The sequence below is a fragment of the Cognaticolwellia mytili genome, from assembly GCF_002104475.1.
GTDB classification, from domain to species: domain Bacteria; phylum Pseudomonadota; class Gammaproteobacteria; order Enterobacterales; family Alteromonadaceae; genus Cognaticolwellia; species Cognaticolwellia mytili.
This window is the reverse complement of record NZ_NBOF01000004.1, coordinates 152,809-173,600: the sequence shown is the minus strand read 5'-3', so window position 1 is coordinate 173,600 and position 20,792 is coordinate 152,809. Positions and strand designations below refer to the sequence as shown.

At 38.4% G+C, this 20,792-nt stretch carries 18 protein-coding genes; 5 read left to right on the top strand and 13 right to left on the bottom strand.

Annotation, left to right across the window (positions count from 1 at the left end):
- Positions 1-96 precede the first annotated feature (96 nt).
- Both B7C41_RS14285 and sbcD read right to left on the bottom strand, forming a co-directional pair.
- Positions 97-4,056 carry an AAA family ATPase gene (locus tag B7C41_RS14285; RefSeq protein ID WP_085299606.1) on the bottom strand — a complete coding sequence of 1,320 codons (3,960 nt, stop codon included), beginning with the start codon at positions 4,054-4,056 and terminating at the stop codon, positions 97-99.
- Positions 4,053-5,399, bottom strand: coding sequence for an exonuclease subunit SbcD (gene sbcD / locus B7C41_RS14280; RefSeq protein WP_085299605.1), 1,347 nt, complete (start codon positions 5,397-5,399; stop codon positions 4,053-4,055). Before sbcD ends, B7C41_RS14285 begins: the two co-directional genes overlap by 4 nt.
- Before the next feature lie 293 nt (positions 5,400-5,692).
- Here sbcD and B7C41_RS14275 point away from each other — a divergent pair, with 293 nt between their 5' ends.
- Positions 5,693-6,061 (top strand): VOC family protein, encoded by a 369-nt coding sequence (locus tag B7C41_RS14275; protein ID WP_085299604.1) that lies wholly within the window; start codon positions 5,693-5,695, stop codon positions 6,059-6,061.
- A 202-nt stretch (positions 6,062-6,263) separates the two neighbouring features.
- On the opposite strand, the gene B7C41_RS14270 is transcribed toward B7C41_RS14275, so the two are convergent.
- Positions 6,264-6,833: a PEP-CTERM sorting domain-containing protein gene (locus B7C41_RS14270; protein WP_085299603.1), complete on the bottom strand. Its 570-nt coding sequence runs from the start codon at positions 6,831-6,833 to the stop codon at positions 6,264-6,266.
- A gap of 484 nt (positions 6,834-7,317) precedes the next feature.
- Here B7C41_RS14270 and B7C41_RS14265 point away from each other — a divergent pair, with 484 nt between their 5' ends.
- The gene (locus B7C41_RS14265) at positions 7,318-8,274 is read left to right on the top strand and encodes a tetratricopeptide repeat protein (protein ID WP_085299602.1); all 957 of its coding nucleotides are present in this window, start codon (positions 7,318-7,320) and stop codon (positions 8,272-8,274) included.
- A 123-nt stretch (positions 8,275-8,397) separates the two neighbouring features.
- Here B7C41_RS14265 and B7C41_RS14260 read toward each other — a convergent pair whose 3' ends face one another.
- The 6 genes from B7C41_RS14260 to B7C41_RS14235 all read right to left on the bottom strand — a co-directional run bounded on the left by B7C41_RS14260 (position 8,398) and on the right by B7C41_RS14235 (position 17,050).
- Positions 8,398-9,216, bottom strand: a complete 819-nt coding sequence (locus tag B7C41_RS14260) for an SDR family NAD(P)-dependent oxidoreductase (protein ID WP_235839727.1) — start codon at positions 9,214-9,216, stop codon at positions 8,398-8,400.
- A gap of 301 nt (positions 9,217-9,517) precedes the next feature.
- Positions 9,518-11,287 carry an alkaline phosphatase D family protein gene (locus B7C41_RS14255; RefSeq protein WP_085299601.1) on the bottom strand — a complete coding sequence of 590 codons (1,770 nt, stop codon included), beginning with the start codon at positions 11,285-11,287 and terminating at the stop codon, positions 9,518-9,520.
- Between the two features lie 31 nt (positions 11,288-11,318).
- Positions 11,319-11,867, bottom strand: coding sequence for a PhoD-like phosphatase N-terminal domain-containing protein (locus B7C41_RS14250; RefSeq protein WP_158089139.1), 549 nt, complete (start codon positions 11,865-11,867; stop codon positions 11,319-11,321).
- A 146-nt stretch (positions 11,868-12,013) separates the two neighbouring features.
- Positions 12,014-13,612 (bottom strand): FGGY-family carbohydrate kinase, encoded by a 1,599-nt coding sequence (locus B7C41_RS14245; protein ID WP_085299599.1) that lies wholly within the window; start codon positions 13,610-13,612, stop codon positions 12,014-12,016.
- Positions 13,613-13,620: 8 nt separating this feature from the next.
- A complete protein-coding gene (locus B7C41_RS14240) occupies positions 13,621-15,444 on the bottom strand; it encodes a glycerol-3-phosphate dehydrogenase/oxidase (protein WP_211279535.1) in 1,824 nt (607 codons plus the stop codon).
- A 13-nt stretch (positions 15,445-15,457) separates the two neighbouring features.
- Positions 15,458-17,050, bottom strand: a complete 1,593-nt coding sequence (locus tag B7C41_RS14235) for an FAD-binding oxidoreductase (RefSeq protein WP_085299598.1) — start codon at positions 17,048-17,050, stop codon at positions 15,458-15,460.
- A gap of 195 nt (positions 17,051-17,245) precedes the next feature.
- Between B7C41_RS14235 and B7C41_RS14230 the strand changes: the two genes are divergently transcribed.
- The 3 genes from B7C41_RS14230 to B7C41_RS14220 all read left to right on the top strand — a co-directional run bounded on the left by B7C41_RS14230 (position 17,246) and on the right by B7C41_RS14220 (position 19,185).
- Positions 17,246-18,337 carry an AraC family transcriptional regulator gene (locus B7C41_RS14230; RefSeq protein ID WP_085299597.1) on the top strand — a complete coding sequence of 364 codons (1,092 nt, stop codon included), beginning with the start codon at positions 17,246-17,248 and terminating at the stop codon, positions 18,335-18,337.
- A gap of 222 nt (positions 18,338-18,559) precedes the next feature.
- Entirely contained in the window at positions 18,560-18,994 is a 435-nt protein-coding gene (locus B7C41_RS14225; protein WP_085299596.1) for a hypothetical protein, read from the top strand.
- Positions 18,991-19,185 (top strand): helix-turn-helix transcriptional regulator, encoded by a 195-nt coding sequence (locus B7C41_RS14220; protein ID WP_085299595.1) that lies wholly within the window; start codon positions 18,991-18,993, stop codon positions 19,183-19,185. Before B7C41_RS14225 ends, B7C41_RS14220 begins: the two co-directional genes overlap by 4 nt.
- 112 nt (positions 19,186-19,297) lie before the next feature.
- Here the strand turns inward: B7C41_RS14220 and B7C41_RS14215 are convergent, their stop codons facing one another.
- From B7C41_RS14215 to B7C41_RS14200, 4 genes are all read right to left on the bottom strand, one after another.
- A complete protein-coding gene (locus B7C41_RS14215; RefSeq protein WP_085299594.1) occupies positions 19,298-19,489 on the bottom strand; it encodes a hypothetical protein in 192 nt (63 codons plus the stop codon).
- Positions 19,489-19,683 (bottom strand): hypothetical protein, encoded by a 195-nt coding sequence (locus tag B7C41_RS14210; protein WP_143764405.1) that lies wholly within the window; start codon positions 19,681-19,683, stop codon positions 19,489-19,491. Before B7C41_RS14210 ends, B7C41_RS14215 begins: the two co-directional genes overlap by 1 nt.
- A 122-nt stretch (positions 19,684-19,805) precedes the next feature.
- Positions 19,806-20,201 (bottom strand): hypothetical protein, encoded by a 396-nt coding sequence (locus tag B7C41_RS14205; protein ID WP_085299592.1) that lies wholly within the window; start codon positions 20,199-20,201, stop codon positions 19,806-19,808.
- 142 nt (positions 20,202-20,343) lie between these two features.
- Complete coding sequence (locus B7C41_RS14200; RefSeq protein WP_085299591.1) at positions 20,344-20,601, bottom strand: DUF4282 domain-containing protein; 258 nt, start codon at positions 20,599-20,601, stop codon at positions 20,344-20,346.
- Between the last annotated feature and the right edge of the window lie 191 nt (positions 20,602-20,792).

Sequence of the window (20,792 nt, the reverse complement as noted above, 5' to 3'; positions counted from 1 at the left end):
CTGACAAGTGCTAAAAAACACTTGTCTTTGACCTAGGCAACAGTAACTATTCACTTGCGGTAGCTATATATACCCAAATCACTTGAAGATGCAGTTTCAAGTGACTTGGGTATATTTATAACGTTCAGCAAGCTCACTAACCCCTAAACCGCTGTGCTTTTTCACTTCAATTTGTACATCAATACGCTTTTTAAGCGCATCAACATGGCTTATCACGCCAATCATTTTGCCACTGGCGTTTAATGAATCAAGTGCTGATAAAGCTATCTCTAAAGTATCATTGTCTAACGTACCAAAACCTTCATCAAGAAACAGTGAGTCGATACTGGTTTTCGCACTCACTAAGTCTGATAAAGCTAATGCCAAGGCTAAACTTACTAAAAAGCTTTCACCACCTGATAAAGTTTTCGTATCACGTACGCTATCCGCCTGCCAAGTATCAAGTACTTCTAACGCTAAACTATCACTTTGTTGACGTTGCAATTGATAGCGACCATGTAAACGGTTCAACTGCTCGTTAGCTAAATACACTAAATGCGAAAGTGTTAAACCTTGCGCAAAACGTCTAAACTTAGCGCCATCTGCTGCGCCAATTAAACCATTAAGATGCGATAAATCATCGAGTTCATCTTGTTGCTTAACAATTTCAGCCAATAAGCTTTGTTGTTCGCCGCGTTGTTTTTCGTCTTGACTAATTTGTTGACTTAATTGTCCTTGACGCATTTGTAATTGCTTCAACATTTCAGTACACGCTAATGCTTTAGCATCAAAAGCGTTAACATCTAAATTCTCAGCTAATGCTGCATTGTCGGCAAATAACAGCGGGGTTAAAAAAGAGTCTTCAATCTTTCCATCCGCCTTATCAGCTTGCAACGATGCAACTAACTGCTGAGTCCTTTCTTCTAACGCCAGCTTAGTTTGCGTTAATGACAATAACTGTTGTTGAGCTTGTTGCAGTTGCGCATGTGCTTGCTGACTTTGTTGCTCAATATTCGCTTTCACGTTAAGTAATTGTTTACGTTGCTCAGGGCTTAATAATGCCGTGACAAAATCTTCATGTGTCGCAAAAACACTTTCATCAATGGCTGCTTGCCAAGCTTGTTCAGCCGCTTGTTGCTGCGGTGTAATATTATTAATTGCTTCGACATTACCTTGAAGCATACCGGCACAATTTTGCAGCTGAATTTTTTGTTCATTAACAGCATTTTGCTGCTTAGTAAGTGCCTGCTCTTGCTCTAAGTATTGCTGCTTTAATTGTTGACGCATTTGCTGAGCATCTTTATCTGCAAATAATTTCTGGCGCTGCGCTTTATCACCACTCCATTGCTTTTCAATTTGCGATAATTCAGCTTGCAGACTTTGTTCAGCTAATGTTAATTGCTGAACTTTACTCTCGGTAATGGCGAATTGCTGCTGAAGTTGCTGCATCACTTCATTATCAGTGTTCACTGCAGTTAATGCGGTTTGATAATGACTACTTTGCTGTTCAATTTCAGTGAACCAGTTTTGTTGTAATTGCACTAGTTCATTAAATGCATTTTCCGTAATTTCACTACCTGTCACGCTATTATCTATTGTTTGCTCATTGTCAGGTATTGTTGCTTGACCATAAACGCCAAAGCACTCAGCAATAGCAAGCTGAGCGCCTTGCATAGCCTCTGACAATTTCTGCCATTCTTGAGCAACCAATGCCTGTTTATGTTTGATGCTTTGCTTGTTCTGCTCAACTTGTTGCTGAAGTTGAGTAAACTGCACGGTTTGTGTTTGAATTAAGTTCGATTGATTAAGTAGTGTTTTCTCTTGTGAAGAGACAACTTCAAGCTGTTGCTGGTGAGCATGTTTTACTTGTTGTAATTGACTATTAGCATTATTGAGTTGTTCAAAATGCTGTTGTCGAGCTTGAATATTTTCTTTAATTAGATCGAAAGCAGACAACTCAAGGTTAAGCTGTAATAACTCACGTTGTTGTAACCATTTGTCGGTCAATTGTTGCTGTTCTTGTTGTTTAACACCTTGATTTTCAGTTATTAGAATAAGCTTTTCTTTTAGCCTATCTTGCTCTGCAGATAAGCCTTTACCTTGAAGTTCAAGTTTCTCTAGTTCGCTAATTAATTGCTTTAAGCGCAGTTGATGTTCGTTACCAGCTTCGTGATTTAGCGTTTGATAATCAGCTATCGCAGGATGTTCTTTCGAACCACATAACGGGCAAGCTTCATCGGCTTTTAAATTAGTTCGGTGCTGGCTTAACGACATGATAGTTTTTTGCTGTTCAACAATTAACTGAACGTCGGTTAACGCAATTTTCTGGCGTTTATATTGTTCACGCAATGGAATTAGTTGCTGCGCTAATTGCGTCAATTGCTGATTATTAGCATGAAGCGTTTTATCAATTTCATGTAATTCAGTGCTTAATGCCTGATAACGTTGGGCATTAATTAATACTTGCGCTTGCTCTGCCACTGTCGATTGCATGTTATGCAATTGCTGCGTAAGTTCTTGCTCATTCTGACATTGATATTGGTTTAACAGTTCTCCAACAGCATTTGCTTTCGCCGTTAATTCTACTTGTTGCTGTTTAAACTCAGTTTCAAAATGACCTAACTGTTGCTGCGCTGTGGTTAGGTTATTTGCCAAACTATCCGCTTGCTGCTGCATGTTTTTATCTTGTGCAAGCAACTCAAAGGTTAGCTTTTTCTCATTAACCAATTGCGCTAATATATTACGCCATAAAGGTAGTTTTTCAGGCAATGCCGCTAAATACTGTTGCTGCTGAATAAACGCTTGGACGCTGGTCATTTTTTCTTGTTGTGATTGCTTACTAACCGCTAATTTTTCACATGCTGCTTTGCTCTGCGCAGTCTCATTACTTGCCGATACTAATCGACTGGCTTGCTTATTTTTCTGTTCTTCTAACTGAGTAATTTTTTGATCAAGCGGCAATACCTGTTCAACAATTAATTGTTCTGTGCTGTGTTGTTGGGCAATAAATTTCTCATGCTCAAGCATAAAAGCAGTTAATGACTCATTCGCAGCATCAACAGCGGCATTATTTTTAGTAACATCGCTTTCAAGTAACTTACGTTGGTCATTAAGTTGTGATAATTGCTGGTTAAAATGGTGTAATTCTTGATGCTGCGCGCGCAACTGCTCTGCTGGCTCAGACAAGGATAATACTTGCAGTTGTTCGGCATTTTCAAGCTGTAATTTTTCGGCAGAAACTCTCTGTTGCTCAGCAGTTTCTTGCTGCTTGTTCGCTTCTTGTATATTCACTAGCCATTGTCGAACCTGTTGCCAATGAGCTAATTGAGCTTCTATTGGTTGTTGTTGTGCAGTAACTTCACTTTGTTCACGACTAATTTCTTGTTGTTGCTCTTCAGTCAGTAACTGCATGCCAGAGTTTTTGGCTTGTAATAGCTTTAATTGGTTATTCGCATCTTTGTGTTGTTCGAATACGGCTTTAGAAATATCACCGTATATTTCACTGCCAGTTAACTCTTCCAACAAGTCAGCCCGCTCGTTGGCAGGTGCATTTAAAAAGGCAGCGAATTCACCTTGCGATAGCATCATCGACTTTCTAAATCGAGAAAAATCTAAACCCGTTAGTCGTGCTATTTCAGTGCGAATATCAGAAACTTTTGTGGCAATAACTTCAGCTTCGCCCGCTTCAACCGCACTTTCAACATCGCCATTAGCCGGCGATAATAGCTTAGCTAGTTCGGCAGTAGGCTTTTGCAGGTTCCCTTCAATACTATTTTTCGCTCGGCGTTGGCTCCAAAATGCTCGATAAGCTTGGCCTTTCACTTCAAATTCAACTTCCGCCATGCAATTTGCGGTATGGCGAGTCATCAGTTGATTTTGCTTATCGGAAATAGTTAGGCGTGGTGTTTGATGATAAAGCGCCAAACACATGGCATCGAGTATGGTAGTTTTACCTGCGCCCGTTGGCCCAACTATGGCAAAAAGCGCACTGGTATCAAATGGTGATTGCGTAAAGTCAATTTTCCAATGACCTTTCAACGAGTTTATATTTTCAAAGCGAAGCGATAATATTTTCATGAACTTTGCTCCGCTTTTTTATCTGAGTTGCTATCAATTTCAGCTCGCTTACTTGATGGTTTTTCAACAGATAAAGGCTCTGGCGAAAGTGCTAATTGTGTTTGCTCAGCAATATTAAGATATAAACTATTTAACCGCATTTTACGGTTTTGTTGTTCCTCACTTTGCCACTCTTCTAATGCCATACGGGCATCAAACACTTCTTGCACGCTCAATTCACTCAAGGTTATTTTTTCTTGCTGGCTTGGCATTTGTTGACGAGATTTTTTGCTGCGCCTAACCAGTAATACTTCAACAGGTAACTCTTTTATAATTTGTTCAATACGCGCAGTTAAATCTTGTAAATACTCCGCACTTTCAATTTCAATATCGAGCCAAATTTTTTCGTTAGTGCTATCAAGTCCTCCTAACGCTTTGTTATCTTTGACTACCGCAGCAATATCGTCAGATAAACTTTCTAAATTAGTTTTTACCATGGCTAATGGTTGTACACAGGGAATATTACTTAACTCTACGTTGCTAAACTCGCCATGTTCAAATTCAACAATCACAATGTTCTTTTGGGTTTTAGCTTCATCAAAACTTAATGCGATAGGCGAGCCACAATAACGAATATGATCACTCTTCGTTACTTTTTGCGGTCTGTGAATATGGCCTAAAGCAATATAATCCGCATTAGGGAACTCACTAGCTGGAAAGGCTTCTAGCGTGCCAATATAAATGTCGCGCACAGAGTCACTGGTGGTTGCGCCAATAGTGGTTAAATGCCCGGTAGCAATAATCGGCAATCGATTACCGTCAACTTGATTCGCGTTTGACAATACCTGCGCATGTTCAAACAGTTGTTGATAATGAGCAGAAATAGCTTGTTGTAAAGAACGTTGTTTTTCGTCTGCCGATTGACCCGCGTAACTTTTAACAATATCGCGCGGACGAATAAAGGGAATAGCGCATATCACCGCTTGCTGCTGAGTTTTAAGGCTTTTAAGGACAAAAACTTGTTGGTCTATATCTTCGCTAACTGCTGATATCACCCGTGTTGATAGTTGCTGTAATAAGTTTTGTGATTCTGACAGCATAGCAACCGAGTCATGATTACCTGCTAACACCACTAATTGACACTGCACTTGATGCAACTTGGCAATGAAATCAAAATACATTTCACGGGCATAGCTCGGCGGCGTGCCGGTGTCAAAAATATCACCTGCGACAACAATGGCGTCTATTTGCTGGCTTTGTGATTGTTCCACTAACCAATTTAAAAACTGTTGATGTTCACGTGCTCGACTTTTGCCGTAAAAATGTTGACCTAAATGCCAGTCGGAAGTGTGAATAATTCGCATAATTGAGGGAAACGCCAAAGTCATAAAAACCAAAGCAATTATTCTACCGACTATGCGGCAAGCTTGCTACTAACTAGCTAAGAAAGCTATGTAGAGGGTAGTTAGCAAGCAATGATGTTTTGCCTGTTATTGTACAAAAAAGTCTAATAAGGCATGACAAATATGGCTTATTAAATTCCTCAACTATACTTGCTCTATGCCTTTAATAAGGTATTCACTAAAGCATTAGAAAAAAATACATAAGCATTGCCCTTGTTTGAAAGTTAATAAAATAAACAACAAAGGAAAGCAATATGGAAAATCAAATTGTCTGGGTTGATATTCCCGTGATAAATCTCACCCGTGCTAGCGAGTTTTATAGTGCCTTACTAAATGGCGAGATTAAAATAGAAGAGTTTGATCATTTCACCTTTGGCATATTACCTCATGCCGAAACCAATGTTTCCGGCTGTTTAGTTCCTTCCCCACCCGAGCAAATATTTACCACCGGTCCACTTATTTATTTCAATGTAAATGGCAGATTAGATGATGCGGTAAAGCAATCTGAAATGCACGGTGGCCGACTAGTTGAAGAGAAGATATCAATGGGTGGACATGGCTTTCGCGTCATTATTCATGACTCTGAAGGTAACCGTATCGCACTACATAGCAATACGCCTTAGTACATCATATCAAGAGGTTTCAATGCCTGAATTTCAATTAGCTCTCTAAAACAACTTAGAGCGGCGAGTCAATTTATGATGTTGTTACCGTCAGGAGATAGAAAATAAGTAAGTTGTAGAAAGATAAAAACACCAGATTATAAGCCTGGTGTTTTTTAATTGCCGCTAGCTAAATAGAGCTATTGAGAAAACTAGATTAAAATTATTTTTTATTACGGCGTAAACCACAAAAAAGAAAACTTAAGCCAAATAATGCTAATGTCCCTGGTTCAGATACAACACTTGGAGCTGGAGAGGTTATTGTCGAGGAAAAGCTCTTCAACGTTGTTCCGTTGATTGATAAGCCTTGAGTTGAAAAAAACCATTGGGTTTCCGTTGTGATGAAATCGGCATGTGAAACATTACCAATAATATATAAACCGGTACTTGTGCCCGTAGTTTTATTTTCGCGAATAGAAGTACCCGTAAAAGTAAAACCTTCTACTGTCCATAAGTCGACACCAACAATGTTACTTAAAACTAGAGGATTTTTTACAGAAAAAATTGAGTTGTTATCAAAATACCCCTGATAATCGCCTGAAATAATTTGAGGTCTTAAATCAAAAGAATTAAATGAAAAATCTACATCTGTAACTTCTCCTGCTGCATTTAATGTTGTTTCACCCAAACCAAAAACATCAAAAGAACCATTGATCCCCATTAAGGCAGCATTAGCTGACATTGATAAACTAACGCAAAGCAATATTCCAGCAGTGAGTAGTTTTTTTAACATAATATATCCCTTATTTTGTATTACAGTTCAAATAGATTTAACGATATTTAATTAAAAAATCGTCATCAACTCCATGAAAGACAATGAATTAACGCTACTATTAATCTCTGAAAGTCTTGTGGCAAGCATATAACAATACTGTCGCTATAATAATTACAGCACATTTCACTAAAGCCGATTAATTGTAAAAAAAACTGACATCTACGAATAATAAATTATGCTCTTTCCTATTAACGGCTACCATTATGTTCGGCTATATTCAAAAGTCTAAAGGAATAGATAGGATTCTATTATTATCAAAAAACTGAGCTTTCCACTTTAAATTAGCTTTATTGATAAAGTATACTTCACATCTAGTGTATTGATACTTCGATCAAATACGTGTAAAAACAAATAATTATCTTGCAGAATAACGTTCCCGCGTGCATCATAATTTTTTAACTTGATCAAAAGCGAATGTTGTATTAATGATGGGTGAAATGATATGAAGTATTTACAGCCTACTTATATATTTATATATAGCTCGTGGCTCTTCTTAGCCATTCAAGCATCTGCATCTGTCTACAATAGTACGTCCCTCTATCTCGAAAATAAAAAATCATGCCTTGCATCTCCTCATTTATGTCTGAAGCAAATAGATGAAAATATCGGAAAGATTAAAAAGCAAAGTAGACAATGGTATCGTCTAATTAATTTTAAAATGTTAGCCATTTGGGAGATTAGAGATACTGAATTATTAAAAAAAGAGCTTCATCAATATGTAGACTTAAAAAATGCTCCACCTGTTTTTCTAACCACTTTATATACATTGCATGCAAAAATGCTATTTACTGATGGTAATGAAGAACAAGGAACTTTATACGCTAACAGGGCCGTTGAATTAATCAAGAAAGTGAATAACGTTAGTTTCGATGCTGACAGATATGCAGAAATCATTATTTTATACAGCCAATTGAGTCAGCATGAACGTATTACTGAATTTATCCAATGGATTAATCAGCAAATCAAAAATATGGGGCCTCCCCATTATTTTCCCAAACTACAAACAGCCATTGCTCATACTTATATTAATGTTACCAATTATGATTTAGCATTAAAGCATTATCAGTATGCTTTAACTGGCTTTATTGAAACAAAGTATCATTTGGAAACTGCTGAGGGTTATCACAATGTTGCACGAGCTTTACAGGGAAAAAAAGCTTACGACCAAGCTATCCCAGCATTTAAGAAAGCACTTGAGTGGATGATACCAGCAGTAAAAATGGGAAATTATTCTATCGAAGCTAAAAATTATACCCAACTACGGCTTATCGAAACATTACAAAAAAATAACCAAAATAGCCAAGCAAAGCAGCTTTTAAAGGAAATTAAACCTGAGCAACTAAGTAAAAACACGATAGCGCTATATCAACAATTAAAAAGTAATGTTCCTTGCTGTTAAAATAAACTGAAATGTGATTTAAAATCAGTCATGACAGCCTAATATTGCTTGAAGAAATCAAAATTCTATAACTAGTTACGTTTGCAGCGCCACTTCACTGAGTTTTGTCGTTGCGAAATAATGCTACTTTATAAACTTTCCTGCCAAACCAACTAGCTTTTGTATCGCCCAAGCAAATATATTGGGCATATAGCGAGCTAGTATATAAGACATCTTTCCCTTGAAGCCCGGCACAATAATAAATTGATTTTTATTAATTCCTTTAATAGCAGCTTTTGTTACGGTAGTAGTATTCAATAAACCACCAATGTCTTTCACGAACCGTGTTTCAGGTAAAATATGACTCGCTTCTTTAGCCACCATAGGCGTATCCACTTCTGGGGGACACAAAACTGACACCCCAACACCTGAAGAATAAAGTTCCTGTCGTAATGCACCCGCCATACCTACTACTGCAAACTTAGATGCGCTATAGGCACTATACCCATAAGTAGCGATTAATCCGCCTAATGAGCCAACAAAACAAACCTGTCCTTTTCCTTGTGTGATCATATCAGGTAAAAATGCTTTTGCTACGATACGACTACCCGCCACATTGGTATACATAATGTCATTAAAATCTTGCTCGCTTTGTTCCATGAACTTAACGCTTTGAACAATACCGGCACTTAAAATAATTAAATCTAAGGTGCCTATTTGAGCTTTAATATCATTAACCAAGTGATTAAATGCTTCACTATTACCAACATCTACACTAAACGCTATAACCTTTTGGTCAGCCCTTGAACACAGTGCTGTACATGCTGTTGCAGCATCTTCTAAACGGCTTTGATTACGAGCAAGCAACATTACGTTAGCACCTTGCTTCGCGTAAGCTTTAGCTAAGTCCAGTCCTATTCCGCTTGACCCTCCCGTGATCAGTACATTTTTAAATGTCATCATGTTTACTCTACTTTTAAACTTAAATCATTAGTAATTGATGCTATTTGCCGTCTCTAGCCGATAAGAACACCTCAAGTACCATATTTTCTTGGTTCAAATCTTAACGCAATTTTCTGACTCTTACTTTGCCATTAACCAATATACACCTAAGCGACTTCACGGTGGTATTCCTCTACACGCTTCCCCTAATTTTTAGAACGAAAAAGAGCTGTTTACGTTAAGAATAAACAGCCCTTCTTGAGAGAATAGCCACACTAATGTGAGCTATTTGATTTCCTCTCATTCTTATAAAACCTGAGAATTACAACTGGGTTAACACGCCATCCATAACTTTAAACTTATACAAACGCACTTTCGATAAGAAGCTCTCAGCGTCATCATAATAATTGCGTGTCACAGTGTCCATATTATGAAATGTACTGCCTGTATTATGGAAATTTACTAATACTTGCTCAGCATCAACCTCAACAATGGCAACGCCATGCTCCCACATACGAGAAAACACCATATCATCAGTAATGTCATCACGTTTAGTCGCACTTTGCACTAATGGATCAAAGTAAAAAGGTAAATCACTCAATGCTGCTGGTACCTCGCCTAATTGCGCAAATATTTGATTCATTCCGTTTTCTAAAAATGAGCCAAATGTGCCTGATGAAACTGACGAAGTAGTAAAGTTAAATGACCTTTTACCGGTAACTGCATTCGGTTTGTGCTCAGTGACATAGCTACTGTGTACATCGCCACCTAAACTAATCACGCCAAATTGGCTCATAACATTATCAACGAAACTTGATTTAAACTGCGGGAAACCGTCCCATTGATCCGCTTCAAGATAAAAGCGCTGCTTTAACGCCGCAGGAATTGCTTCAGAGTCAAGTACGCCTTCTAGTAAGCTTAAACCACTATCGGCACGACTTGCTGATAAATCAAAGATCAAAGGAGAGAACGATACCGAACTACCAAGCATTTTCCAGGTGCTAGTTGAAGTGCCAAAGGTTTGTGCTAGCCAGTTAGTTTGTCTATCATCAAAGGCTTTCTGTGCTGTACCACCTTGAAGGTTCGCAACATATTCGCGGTAACCCGCATAAATATCGTATGTGTCTTTAACCACTAAGTAACGGCTACCGATAAAGCCAAACAATGAAGTTTTACCCATAGTATAAAATGCTAAACCTTGCGCGATATCTGTTTCAGGCAAAGCCGGTAACATTTGAATCGGATGCTCTGCCGGTAGAGCTGCTTTAGCGCCAGCGAGTACTTGATTCAAATAAGTTGTCGTTAAGTTACCTTTTACAGCAGCAACCGCTCGTTGTTGTGCTTGTGCGAATGCATCTGCTTGACTTAACTCAACACGAGCCATTAATTCTTGCATATAAAGGCCAGTAAACACCTCTAAGAATGTCGCTTTGTATGGTGCAAACATAGCATCATCAATATTCACATACGGTGACATTTGACTAACAATACCGTCAACCCTCGCTTGTGCCATACCTGCGCCTAATAAAAAGGTACTTAAGGTAGCTTGGTCCATCGCTACTGCGGCAGGAAAAGCATCTTCTGGCAAAATATGATCTGGACGGTTGGTACGAAAATCAGTCATGGCTAAGTGTAAATGCTGACCAAATTGAAAATCACGATAGATACGAGTATTCGGGAATAAATGTTCTTCATTAATACCAATTGCACCAGCGGCTAAACCAGCTTGAGTATGCGGTTGTTCGTGATCAATTGGCATAAACTCAAAATAGGCAATTTCAGAATTTTTCTTACGTTGGGTTTGTTTTTCATCACCCGCACCATCTAAATAGGTGGCAGTATCGCCCCAGCTGTCATCTGAAAATTCATGATCATCCCAAATCGCGATCATAGGAAAGCGTTCATGTACACGTTGTAATAGTTCATCAGTACGATAAGTTTTGTAAAGCTGACGATAGTTATCCAAGCTATTGGCTGCTTGAGTTTTATTATCACCAACACCTATCGTTAGTGCTCCTTCATTGTCAGTAAACTCTATACTACGAGCTCCACCAACGGACTGAAATTGTGAGTCACCTGTAGTTTCATAAATGTAATCACCTAAATGTACAACAAAGTCTAAATCATCGTTTGTCTAATAACGATAGGTAGTTGTTAAAGTAACGACCGATATAATCTTGGCAAGAAACATAAGCAAACTTTACTTTACTATCGCTGTCTGGCGCTGCCGCAGTTTTAGTACGACCAATCCGGCTTGAGTAATTTTTACCGTCACTTTGATAAACAAAGCGGTAATAATAGTGTTGACCAGCATTTAACTCTGTAACACGAATTTTTAAACAATTATCATAAGTCGCTAGTGCATCAAAAGTTTCCTCAACGACTAAACTAGCAAAAGCTTCATCGGTTGCCACTTGCAGCATTAATGAAATATCAGCGCCAGAAGCATCATCGACACGAGTCCAAAGAATAACAGAATCTGCTCTTGGATCACCTGAAACAACTGATTGTGGAAAATATTGGCTGCCATCTAAAAGGCTCGGTTCAACAGGACCGGGCTCAACAACATCGGCTTTTTTATCAGAGCTGCCACAACCAATCAGGCTTGATGTCACGACTACGCCAGCACTTACTGCTAAAGTTTTTATAAATTTACGACGGTTATAAATCATATTAAGACCCTTCCTACTCATTATTTAATTATTGTTATAGTTTTTTCTAAATTTTCGGCATTTTAAGTTGGTTTTATGACAGTTATTAAATGCCTTATTGCTTTTATATTACAATGCTAATTTTTCACACTTTTATTTTTTAACACTTATTCGGGATAACCCGTTATTTTTTTAATATCTTGATAAATCGGCTTTAGCTGTCGATACATTTTTTTATATACTCGGCTGTATAGTTTGTTATAAAGCTGGACATTTTGTTTATTTGGTAAAAAAGATTGTTCGATACGCGTCATTGCATCAATGGCTTGTTGATAATTATCAAAGTAGCCTTTACCTACCGCAGCATTAATTGCAGCGCCCAGCCCTGAAGTTTCAAAAGTATGTGGTCGATGCGCCGGTAAATTAAATATATCGGCGGTAAGCTGCAGTGCAGCGTCCGACTGAGAGCCGCCGCCGGAAACGATTAAACGGGTAATTTTTTTCTTTTGTCGTTTTTCTAAACTTTCTTTTCCCTCTCGTAACGCATAAGCTAAACCTTCTAATATTGAGCGATAAATATGAGCACGAGTGTGAACATCGCCAAAACCGATAATAGCCCCTTTTGCTTCTAAATTTTTCAAGCCTGGTGACCAATACGGTTGTAACATTAAGCCCATCGAGCCAGGTGGTACTTGTGCAACCAATTGATCAAATAAACTCTCAGCACTGACGCCCAAAGTTTGTGCTTTTTCAATTTCGCTTTGGCCAAACTCTTTTTTAAACCAATTGACCATCCAAAAACCGCGATAAATCATCACTTCACTATTAAAATGCTCTGGGATTGCTGACGGGTACGGAGGAATAAAAGCTTGTGGTTCAACATATTTGGCATTATTTGTATTGATGGTTGCAGTAGTACCGTAGCTTAAACTCGCAGTATCAGGACTAATACAACCAGAGCCTAAGACCTCACAAGCTTTGTCTGACGCTGAGGCAATGAGCTTTATTCCTGCTTTTAAACCTGTTGCTTTAGCCGCTGTTTCGGTAATTGTGCCGAGAACTTCACCGGGCTTAACTAAGGTTGGTAGCATAGAAGGTTTTACGGGTAAGGCGTGCCATTTCCAATCCCAACGCCCTGCCCAATTTTGTTTTTTGTAATCAAATGGCAAGTAACCCACAATACTGCCAACAGAGTCTTTAAACTGCCCGGTTAATTTATGCGTTAAAAAACCCGACAATAAAAGGTACTTCTCTGTTTGTTGCCAAACGCTAGGCTCATTTTGCTCTAGCCAGTTAGCTTGCGACTTACGGCGAAAGTAATCAATAACTTTACTTTGGCCAATAGTGGCAAAAGCCGCTCGCCAATACCAAGGCATAGCCTTATTTTGTTGGCATAAACGTTGATCAAGCCAGAGAATTGCCGGACGCAGCGGTTTATCGTTTTTATCTAAATTGACCACTGTGCCACGCTGTGTGGTGACTGTTACTGCTGTAATTCTCTCTCGGTAGCCATTTTCAATAACATCATTTTGTTGCCATAATTGCTGGCAACATTGCGCCAACATTTGCCAAAAATAATCAGCTTCTTGCTCAGCCCAACCAGGATTATTTGAAAAATAGGCTTCAAGTTCAATGCGGCTTTTAGCGACTAAGTTACCTTGTAAATCAAATATCAAAGCTCGAACGCTTTGCGTGCCGTTATCTATCGTTAAAATTAAATCTCCGAGATTTTTCGTCGGTGCTTCTGTCGAGCTATTTTTTGTCATAGACTTTCTTATTTTTCTGAAATTTCAATGCTTGGCAAGCTATAAGCCTTTTGCCAAATGGCTAAATATCGACTAACTTCTTCTTGCCACTTTTGCTCGCTCCAAGATAAGTAAGGCGAACACAACGTTTTAATTTTCGGTAAAAGCTCACGAGCACCTTGTGGCAGAACATTACCTAGGCGTGTGCGTCGCAGCAATAAATCGTCAAGATGTTGTACTTGTTCAAACCGTACAGACCAAATTAACTCCGCCCATAAATGTTTGCTATAACGTATTGGCTGACATTCAGTTTTGCTGCTCGTGTTAGCAAATAACGCACTAAACTCACCATAACAAGCCAATATTTGCTGTTTAATATCATCACGAAACACTGAGCCTACATTACTGGGCAATTGAGAGAGTATCGGTTGCTGACAAGCGGCTTTTAGCGAACTATTAAGCTCTGTGTGGTAAGACTTACCTTTGTTATCTAAGTGCTGGCAAACAAGCGTTAATACCTGCTCCGCAATCAATCTGAAAGTGGTTAGCTTACCGCCGGTTACCGAGATAATACCTTGCTGTTGTTCAATATGGTGCTCACGTTTTTCTTTCGATGGTGCTTTAGAATTAGCTTTTGAACTTACTTTTGAGCTACTGTTTGTGATCACCGGACGAACACCAGAAAATGTCGAAATAATATCGTCTTTCGTTATATTAGCGTATGGAAACTGCTGCTTAATGGTTGCCAATAAGTAATCGAACTCTTGTTGACTAATTTTTGCTTCAAAAGACATATCAGCGTTATGTTCAACATCTGTAGTGCCAACAATAGTGACATTTTGCCAAGGATATATTTGCACTGGGCGTTTATCTTCTGCATGTTGAACAGAAATAACACTTGCCACAGGTAAACGCCAATTAGCTATCACCAAGTGGCTGCCACGTAATGGTCTCATGTGCATCGATGGTTTTTTATCGGATTTGGCTGTTAGTGAGTTAGAACCTTGCAGCTCAGTGTATTTGCTTTCAAGTAAGTTGGACCACGCGCCGCAAGCATTTATCACAACATTAGCATTAAGCTTTAATGCTAATTCATGCCCCTCCAACTCAACGGTTATTTGGTTATCAAATGCCAATGAATTTAGTTGAGATACTTTGGCATAATTAATCGCTTGTCCGCCAAGCTGTAACGATTCTTGGATCAATCGCTGCACCAAACGAGCATCTTCTGTCAAGGCGTCAAAAAACTGTGTTCCCCCCAGTAATTCTGACTCGTCAACTTGCGGTGCTAATGATAAATAAGCCGATTTAGGCCAAAACTTATGCTGCTTAGCCCCCGCGATAAAGTCATAACATGACAATAATCGATTAAATACCCAAGGCCCTGGAAAAGATTTTTTATAATGGCTCATCACAAAGCTTTGCTTACTCACCAAAGGTTGCCCCTCTTTAAGCAGCCGTTGACGCTCAGTAACAGATTCTCGGGTTAATGCCACCTGCCCTTGCGCCATATAACGCAAACCGCCATGTACCATTTTAGAAGAGCGGCTTGAACTGCCCCAAGCAAAGTCTTTTTGTTCTAATAATAAAACCTTCAAACCCATTTGGCTGGCAAGCTTTAAAATGCCTGCGCCAGTAATACCACCACCAATAACCACCAAATCCCAACAAGGCGTATCCGTAATATCAGCAATACGCTGCTCACGTGTCATCACAACATTAAGGCTAAGTTCGCTAGTAGGCTGCTTAACCTCACCTTCAGTTACGTCAGCTGCAACGTTTGCCTTCTTGAGGTCTTCATTAAGCGTATTCACAGTGATGGTTTCTCCTTTATCACACCCATTATCCAACATTTATCCCTGCAATTTATTGCAATAGTGTACCTGGATTAAGTTGTTGTTTGGCATCAAAATGTTCAACCAAGTTTTCTAATACTTTCATCCCTAGCTCACCTTTTTCAACACCAAGGTATGGGGCATGATCTTTACCAACACCGTGCTGATGGCTAATCGTACCGCCATTGCTAACGATTGTTTCACTTGCTAAATGTTTTAATTTTTTCCAATGCGCCAGCGTTTTTTGATAAGAAGCTGAATTTCGATAAACATAAGTGGTATATAAACTACAACCTTGGCTGTAAACATGAGAAAGGTGAGTAAAAACATGTACCTTTTCGCCTTCTTCTTTTAATCCATCACGTACTGCTGATTCAACTTTTGCCATTAAATTATCGACATTGGCCCAGTCGGTCGCCGTTTCAAAAGTGTCTACCACATAACCTTTTTCCCATAAGGCTTCTCGCAGATAAGGTGAACGAAAGCGATTCGCTTGCCATTTTTTACCTAGTAACTCACCGGTACTGACGCCTTTGAATTTCTTAACAAAGCACTTTAATTGCTTTTGGCTGGCTGATATTTGCTGTTTAGTGCCTGTTAAGCCAAAGGTCAACATGCACTTTTCATCGGCACAACCCCGTAATGATAAATAGCGTTCTAACCATTTAATTGAGCTTTCATGACCCGCTAGCTTTAGCTGAGTTTGAGTTTCTACCGCATTACTAACTCTTAACATGGATAAGGCGATGCGTTGCTGCACACTCTCTTTACAAAACTGGCTAGCGGATTGCCAATTGGGGAAAAATATCACCGAAAACTTTTCTTTTTCTGCGACTTTGCTAACCCGTACTTTCACCTCAGTTAATATACCAAAGCGTCCTTCAGAGCCTAAGAGTAATTCACGTAAGTCAGGGCCCGCTGATGATGCTGGAAACGTTGGAACATCAAGTGAACCAGAAAATGTTTCAATATTGCCGCCAGCAAATAATTGCTCAATACGGCCATAGCGTAATGATTGCTGACCACTTGAACGACTTGCTACCCAACCGCCAATAGTTGAAAGCTCAAAAGATTGTGGGAAATGCCCTAAAGTATAACCACGCGCTAATAGTTGTGCTTCCACCATAGGCCCTGGCGTACCCGCGCCAAAAGTAGCAATTTGACTTTGTTCATCAAGATGCAGCAATTGATTCATTCGGCTCATATTAACGGTTAATATAGCGCGCTTAGATTGTTTAGGGTTAATATGGCCTGCAACACTTGTGCCCCCGCCATAGGGAATTAAATCAACATTATTTATTTTCGCGTAGCTAAGGATATCTTTAACGTCTTGGCAGTTTTCAGGAAAACAAACACCATCAGGGAAGCAACTAATATCACCACTGTGCATGGCTAACCAGTCGGGTAATGATTGCCCTTTTGCATGACGGACACGTTGCTCAGCATCTACAGAAATTAACGGATGTGCTAATAAGCGTGTTTGCGGAACAGTTTTAATAACATTACCTAAGTCAGCATCAACAAGGCATGTGCCTTCACCGACTAACTGCGTTAAAAAAACACCTGCTGATGGTGGTAAATCCATTGAGGTACTTTCATCACCCCAGCCATTCCAACGTCTCATTTTATTACCCTTTTAACCCAATTAGGTTAATTAACTATTAGTTCATTATCAGTTATGATAAAACGAAGAACGTAGTGACAAAATGTCCTAAAAAGACAGTCAAGGTGACATTTATGGACAATAACGGATGTATTGTCACCATATTGCAAAAAATAATGATAATAAATAAAGAAATGCGGCAATAGTAGGACAACAATGACTGAGTTCAAGAATACTGCAAATAATGAAGTTCATAAGCGTTTAACTGAGGCAGCTGATGCTTGTTTAGATGAAAATTTAGGACAAGCGTCAGTACCGGCAGTTAATCAGTATTTACAGTTGGCTGCAGAGCAAGCATTAGACACAGAGGCAATATGCCAAGCTATCAACTTAGATCAACACTTACTATCGGATAATAGCAAGCAGATCACTGGCCTGCAGTTTCAACAACTTATTGCCACGTTACTAGCGCTGTCTAGCGATGACTTGTTTGGCCTGCATACTGCGAAGCATGTACAGCCAGGCTCTTACAGCGTTTTGGGTTACATCTCAATGAATTGTGAAAATCTTGGGCAAGCAATCACCAAAATTCAACCTTTCGAGAAATTGGTGGGTGATATGGGCACCACAACCTTTGCATCATTTGGTGATAAGGTAAAAATAAGCTGGCATTGTCAGTTTACTGACCCTATTGTTAAGCGCCATATGATCGACAATTGTTTAGGCTCTTGGCTAACCTTTGCACGCTATTTAGTTGGTGAAAAAAGTAACCCAAGTGAAATATTATTGAGCCGAAAAGAGCCATCTCTTGATCAACAAAATGAATATCAAGCAATCTTTAAATGCCCCGTGAGCTATGGCCAGAAAGAAAATGCGATTGTTTTTGATAAAGCTTTACTCTCATTACCCTTAAATAAAGGCGATCAGCAGCTATTGTCGACACTAGAAAGCCATGCACAAGCACTAATTTCTGATTTAAGTACTGAGACTGATATTATCACTCAACTACAAAATGCCATTGAAAAATCTTTAAAATCAGGAAATTTTCATCAACAAGAAATAGCTCAACAATTTAATATTAGCGCAAAGACTTTGCAGCGTCGCTTAGCCGCACTAGGATTAAATTTTCAAACCCTATTGGATGAAGTTAGGCTTAAATTGGCAAAACAACATTTAGTGAAGAGCATATTAAACTTAAACGAAATAAGTACTGAACTAGGCTTTACAGAGCCAAGATCGTTTTATCGTTGGTTTAATAAATTAACCAGTCAAAAACCGGGGGAATACAGAAAGAATAATATCAAGTAAACATAAAATCTTCTAATTAACGTCTAGCTATCCCCCCCAAACCACTACACTTGATATTTATTCTTACTTATCGCTATTCATTTACTTAATCTATCAGGTACAAATCAAGCAGAACAAACAAAAAGTAAAGCACACTTGACAAAGGGTGTTTTCTTTTCTAACCTAGAGATGTAAAGCACACTTAACTTTTAGTAAAAGAAAGCGGACACGGAGATTAAAAACATGACAAACGATGTTAATAACGCTAGAAGCAAACCTACAGACTGGCAGCAAGCAAATAAAATAAATACCGCAAGACTTGCTTTTTGGACAGCCACATGGGTTTTAACAATGGCACTCACCAACTTTGGGCCAAGATTTTTATGGGACTTTGACCAAGTTTTAACAATAACAGCTGTGATATTAAATTTAGCATTAGGCCTAAAAATGGTGTTAGTAAATATTAAACATATTAAAGGGTTAGATGAAATGCAGCAACGAATCCAGTTAAACGCCATGGGCATCACACTTGGGTTAAGCTTAATCGTTGGCTTAACCTATTCGAACTTAAATGTGGTAAACTTGATCAGCTTTCATGCTGAAATATCTCATTTAGTTATTTTTATGGGTCTTACCTATTTAACCGCCACGTTTATTGGCAGTAGAAATTACCAATGAAAAATAAACTTAAAGTATTACGTGCCGAAAGAGACTGGACACAAGCACAACTTGCTGACGCATTAGAGGTTTCACGTCAGACCATTAATGCCATTGAAAAAGGTAAGTTTGACCCAAGTTTACCGCTAGCTTTTAAAGCAGCACGGCTATTCAAGCTTAGTATTGAAGAAATCTTTCAAGATGAAGAGTGAATATTGCCAGTAATCAAATAAACATAAGGCTTACTTTTTATAAGCCTTATTTGACAATAAAATTAAGCGAAATAAGTTCATCTTTATTTCTATTTTAATAAGGTGTTAAATATTAAAATTTATAACCAATATTTAATGTCAGAGACGTTGATGTTTCTGTTTTTCCTGCATTTGAAAAAAAACCACCTTCGTCTTCACGTGTAATGCCTATTCCGGTTCCAATCACCAGTCCAGGATTAGAAAAACCATTAAAATGATAATCATAAGTCGCAAAAATAAAGCCATCTTCGCTTTGGATTTTCACTAAACGTTGTTTGAACAATCTGCAGAAAAGCCAACTAAACCTAAAGAAACAAAGTATTTACTTGCCTCAGTTGTATACGCAAACTGTGTACCTAAAACATCACCATATTGCTGCCCTAAGCCAGCAGCAGGTTGATAATCACCAGCAGAGCTGCATAAAGAAACTAGCGACAAAGCAATAATAGGCATTCTCACTAAAAAATCTTTTTACTTATAATTTCACAATAGATTCAACAAGTTAATAGCAATAACAACCAACCTGTTGTTTTTTTTTAAATAAAAACAAATACTCAACAATTCAGTAAGCTTAGTGGCAATTAACCTTTATCCTTATCCGCAAACTCTTTAACACGACGTAAGTATCGAATCAATCTAGCCTCTTCTCTATTGATTGGGTCGCTACCTATGTAGGTTGACTCTCTTTCTAATGCTTGCTGAATTTCAATACTTTCTTTGAAGTGAAGCATTTCTGGCTCGGATAACTGCTGCCAAACACCATTTCTATCAGTTGCTAAGCCGCACTTTCGAGGAAGTGACTCTAAAATGAGAATAGAACCCAAGGTATAGTATCTATTGTCATACACGCAGCCTAATATTTTTCCTCGGTCAATAACCAACTCCCAAGGGAAACTTTTATCATTAATATTAACCCCTTCTTCCTTTTCAACAAACTCCTGAGCATCAACACAAAAAATTAATAGATAAGCAAACAAATATAACAACTTACAACAAAAACACTTCAAATTAACTCATCCTTAAATATAACGCCACATGTGGCACTTAAATACTAGTTAAACCCTATAAATCACAGTTAGTTGAAAGTTACCACCAACTGTGATTATTCAGCAAAAAATCTTATTTATTTTCTTCTGATCTGTTTGCTATTGTTTGTAAATTCTCATGAATTTTAAATAAAACTATTAATAACTCACACCAGATCCTTGCGCCAATAGCACCACCGATAATGATAGCTAAACCGGTAAAGAAACCTCCACCATATTCAGTAAACATAGATCCAATACCTGAAACTAAAGAGCCTAACAGCATCAACCAGTAAACAAAGGTAATTATTTTCGGGGTCAACATCGAATCAAAGAAAAAAACACTCTTCACTTGTACATCCTTTTTTTAATAACTCCAATAAAGTTATACGCTCGATTAGTGGAGTTTTACCAACCTAAGCGTGTAATCAACAATATGAATTAAAGCACAAAGCACTGATTAAATTAGTTCAGAAAAATGGCAATTCATAATGTATTTAGCAAGTTAGCAGTAAATTTTCAGATATTCAACTAGCAATAAAT

What these genes read in the sequence shown, in the direction of transcription:
- B7C41_RS14230 (WP_085299597.1), top strand. Translation starts at nt 17,246, where the DNA reads ATGACTGAGTTCAAGAATACTGCAAATAATGAAGTTCATAAGCGTTTA.
- B7C41_RS14240 (WP_211279535.1), bottom strand. Translation starts at nt 15,444, where the DNA reads ATGTTGGATAATGGGTGTGATAAAGGAGAAACCATCACTGTGAATACG.
- B7C41_RS14265 (WP_085299602.1), top strand. Translation starts at nt 7,318, where the DNA reads ATGAAGTATTTACAGCCTACTTATATATTTATATATAGCTCGTGGCTC.
- B7C41_RS14250 (WP_158089139.1), bottom strand. Translation starts at nt 11,867, where the DNA reads ATGATTTATAACCGTCGTAAATTTATAAAAACTTTAGCAGTAAGTGCT.
- B7C41_RS14270 (WP_085299603.1), bottom strand. Translation starts at nt 6,833, where the DNA reads ATGTTAAAAAAACTACTCACTGCTGGAATATTGCTTTGCGTTAGTTTA.
- B7C41_RS14235 (WP_085299598.1), bottom strand. Translation starts at nt 17,050, where the DNA reads ATGAGACGTTGGAATGGCTGGGGTGATGAAAGTACCTCAATGGATTTA.
- B7C41_RS14225 (WP_085299596.1), top strand. Translation starts at nt 18,560, where the DNA reads ATGACAAACGATGTTAATAACGCTAGAAGCAAACCTACAGACTGGCAG.
- B7C41_RS14285 (WP_085299606.1), bottom strand. Translation starts at nt 4,056, where the DNA reads ATGAAAATATTATCGCTTCGCTTTGAAAATATAAACTCGTTGAAAGGT.
- B7C41_RS14275 (WP_085299604.1), top strand. Translation starts at nt 5,693, where the DNA reads ATGGAAAATCAAATTGTCTGGGTTGATATTCCCGTGATAAATCTCACC.
- B7C41_RS14260 (WP_235839727.1), bottom strand. Translation starts at nt 9,216, where the DNA reads ATGATGACATTTAAAAATGTACTGATCACGGGAGGGTCAAGCGGAATA.
- B7C41_RS14245 (WP_085299599.1), bottom strand. Translation starts at nt 13,612, where the DNA reads ATGACAAAAAATAGCTCGACAGAAGCACCGACGAAAAATCTCGGAGAT.
- sbcD (WP_085299605.1), bottom strand. Translation starts at nt 5,399, where the DNA reads ATGCGAATTATTCACACTTCCGACTGGCATTTAGGTCAACATTTTTAC.
- B7C41_RS14220 (WP_085299595.1), top strand. Translation starts at nt 18,991, where the DNA reads ATGAAAAATAAACTTAAAGTATTACGTGCCGAAAGAGACTGGACACAA.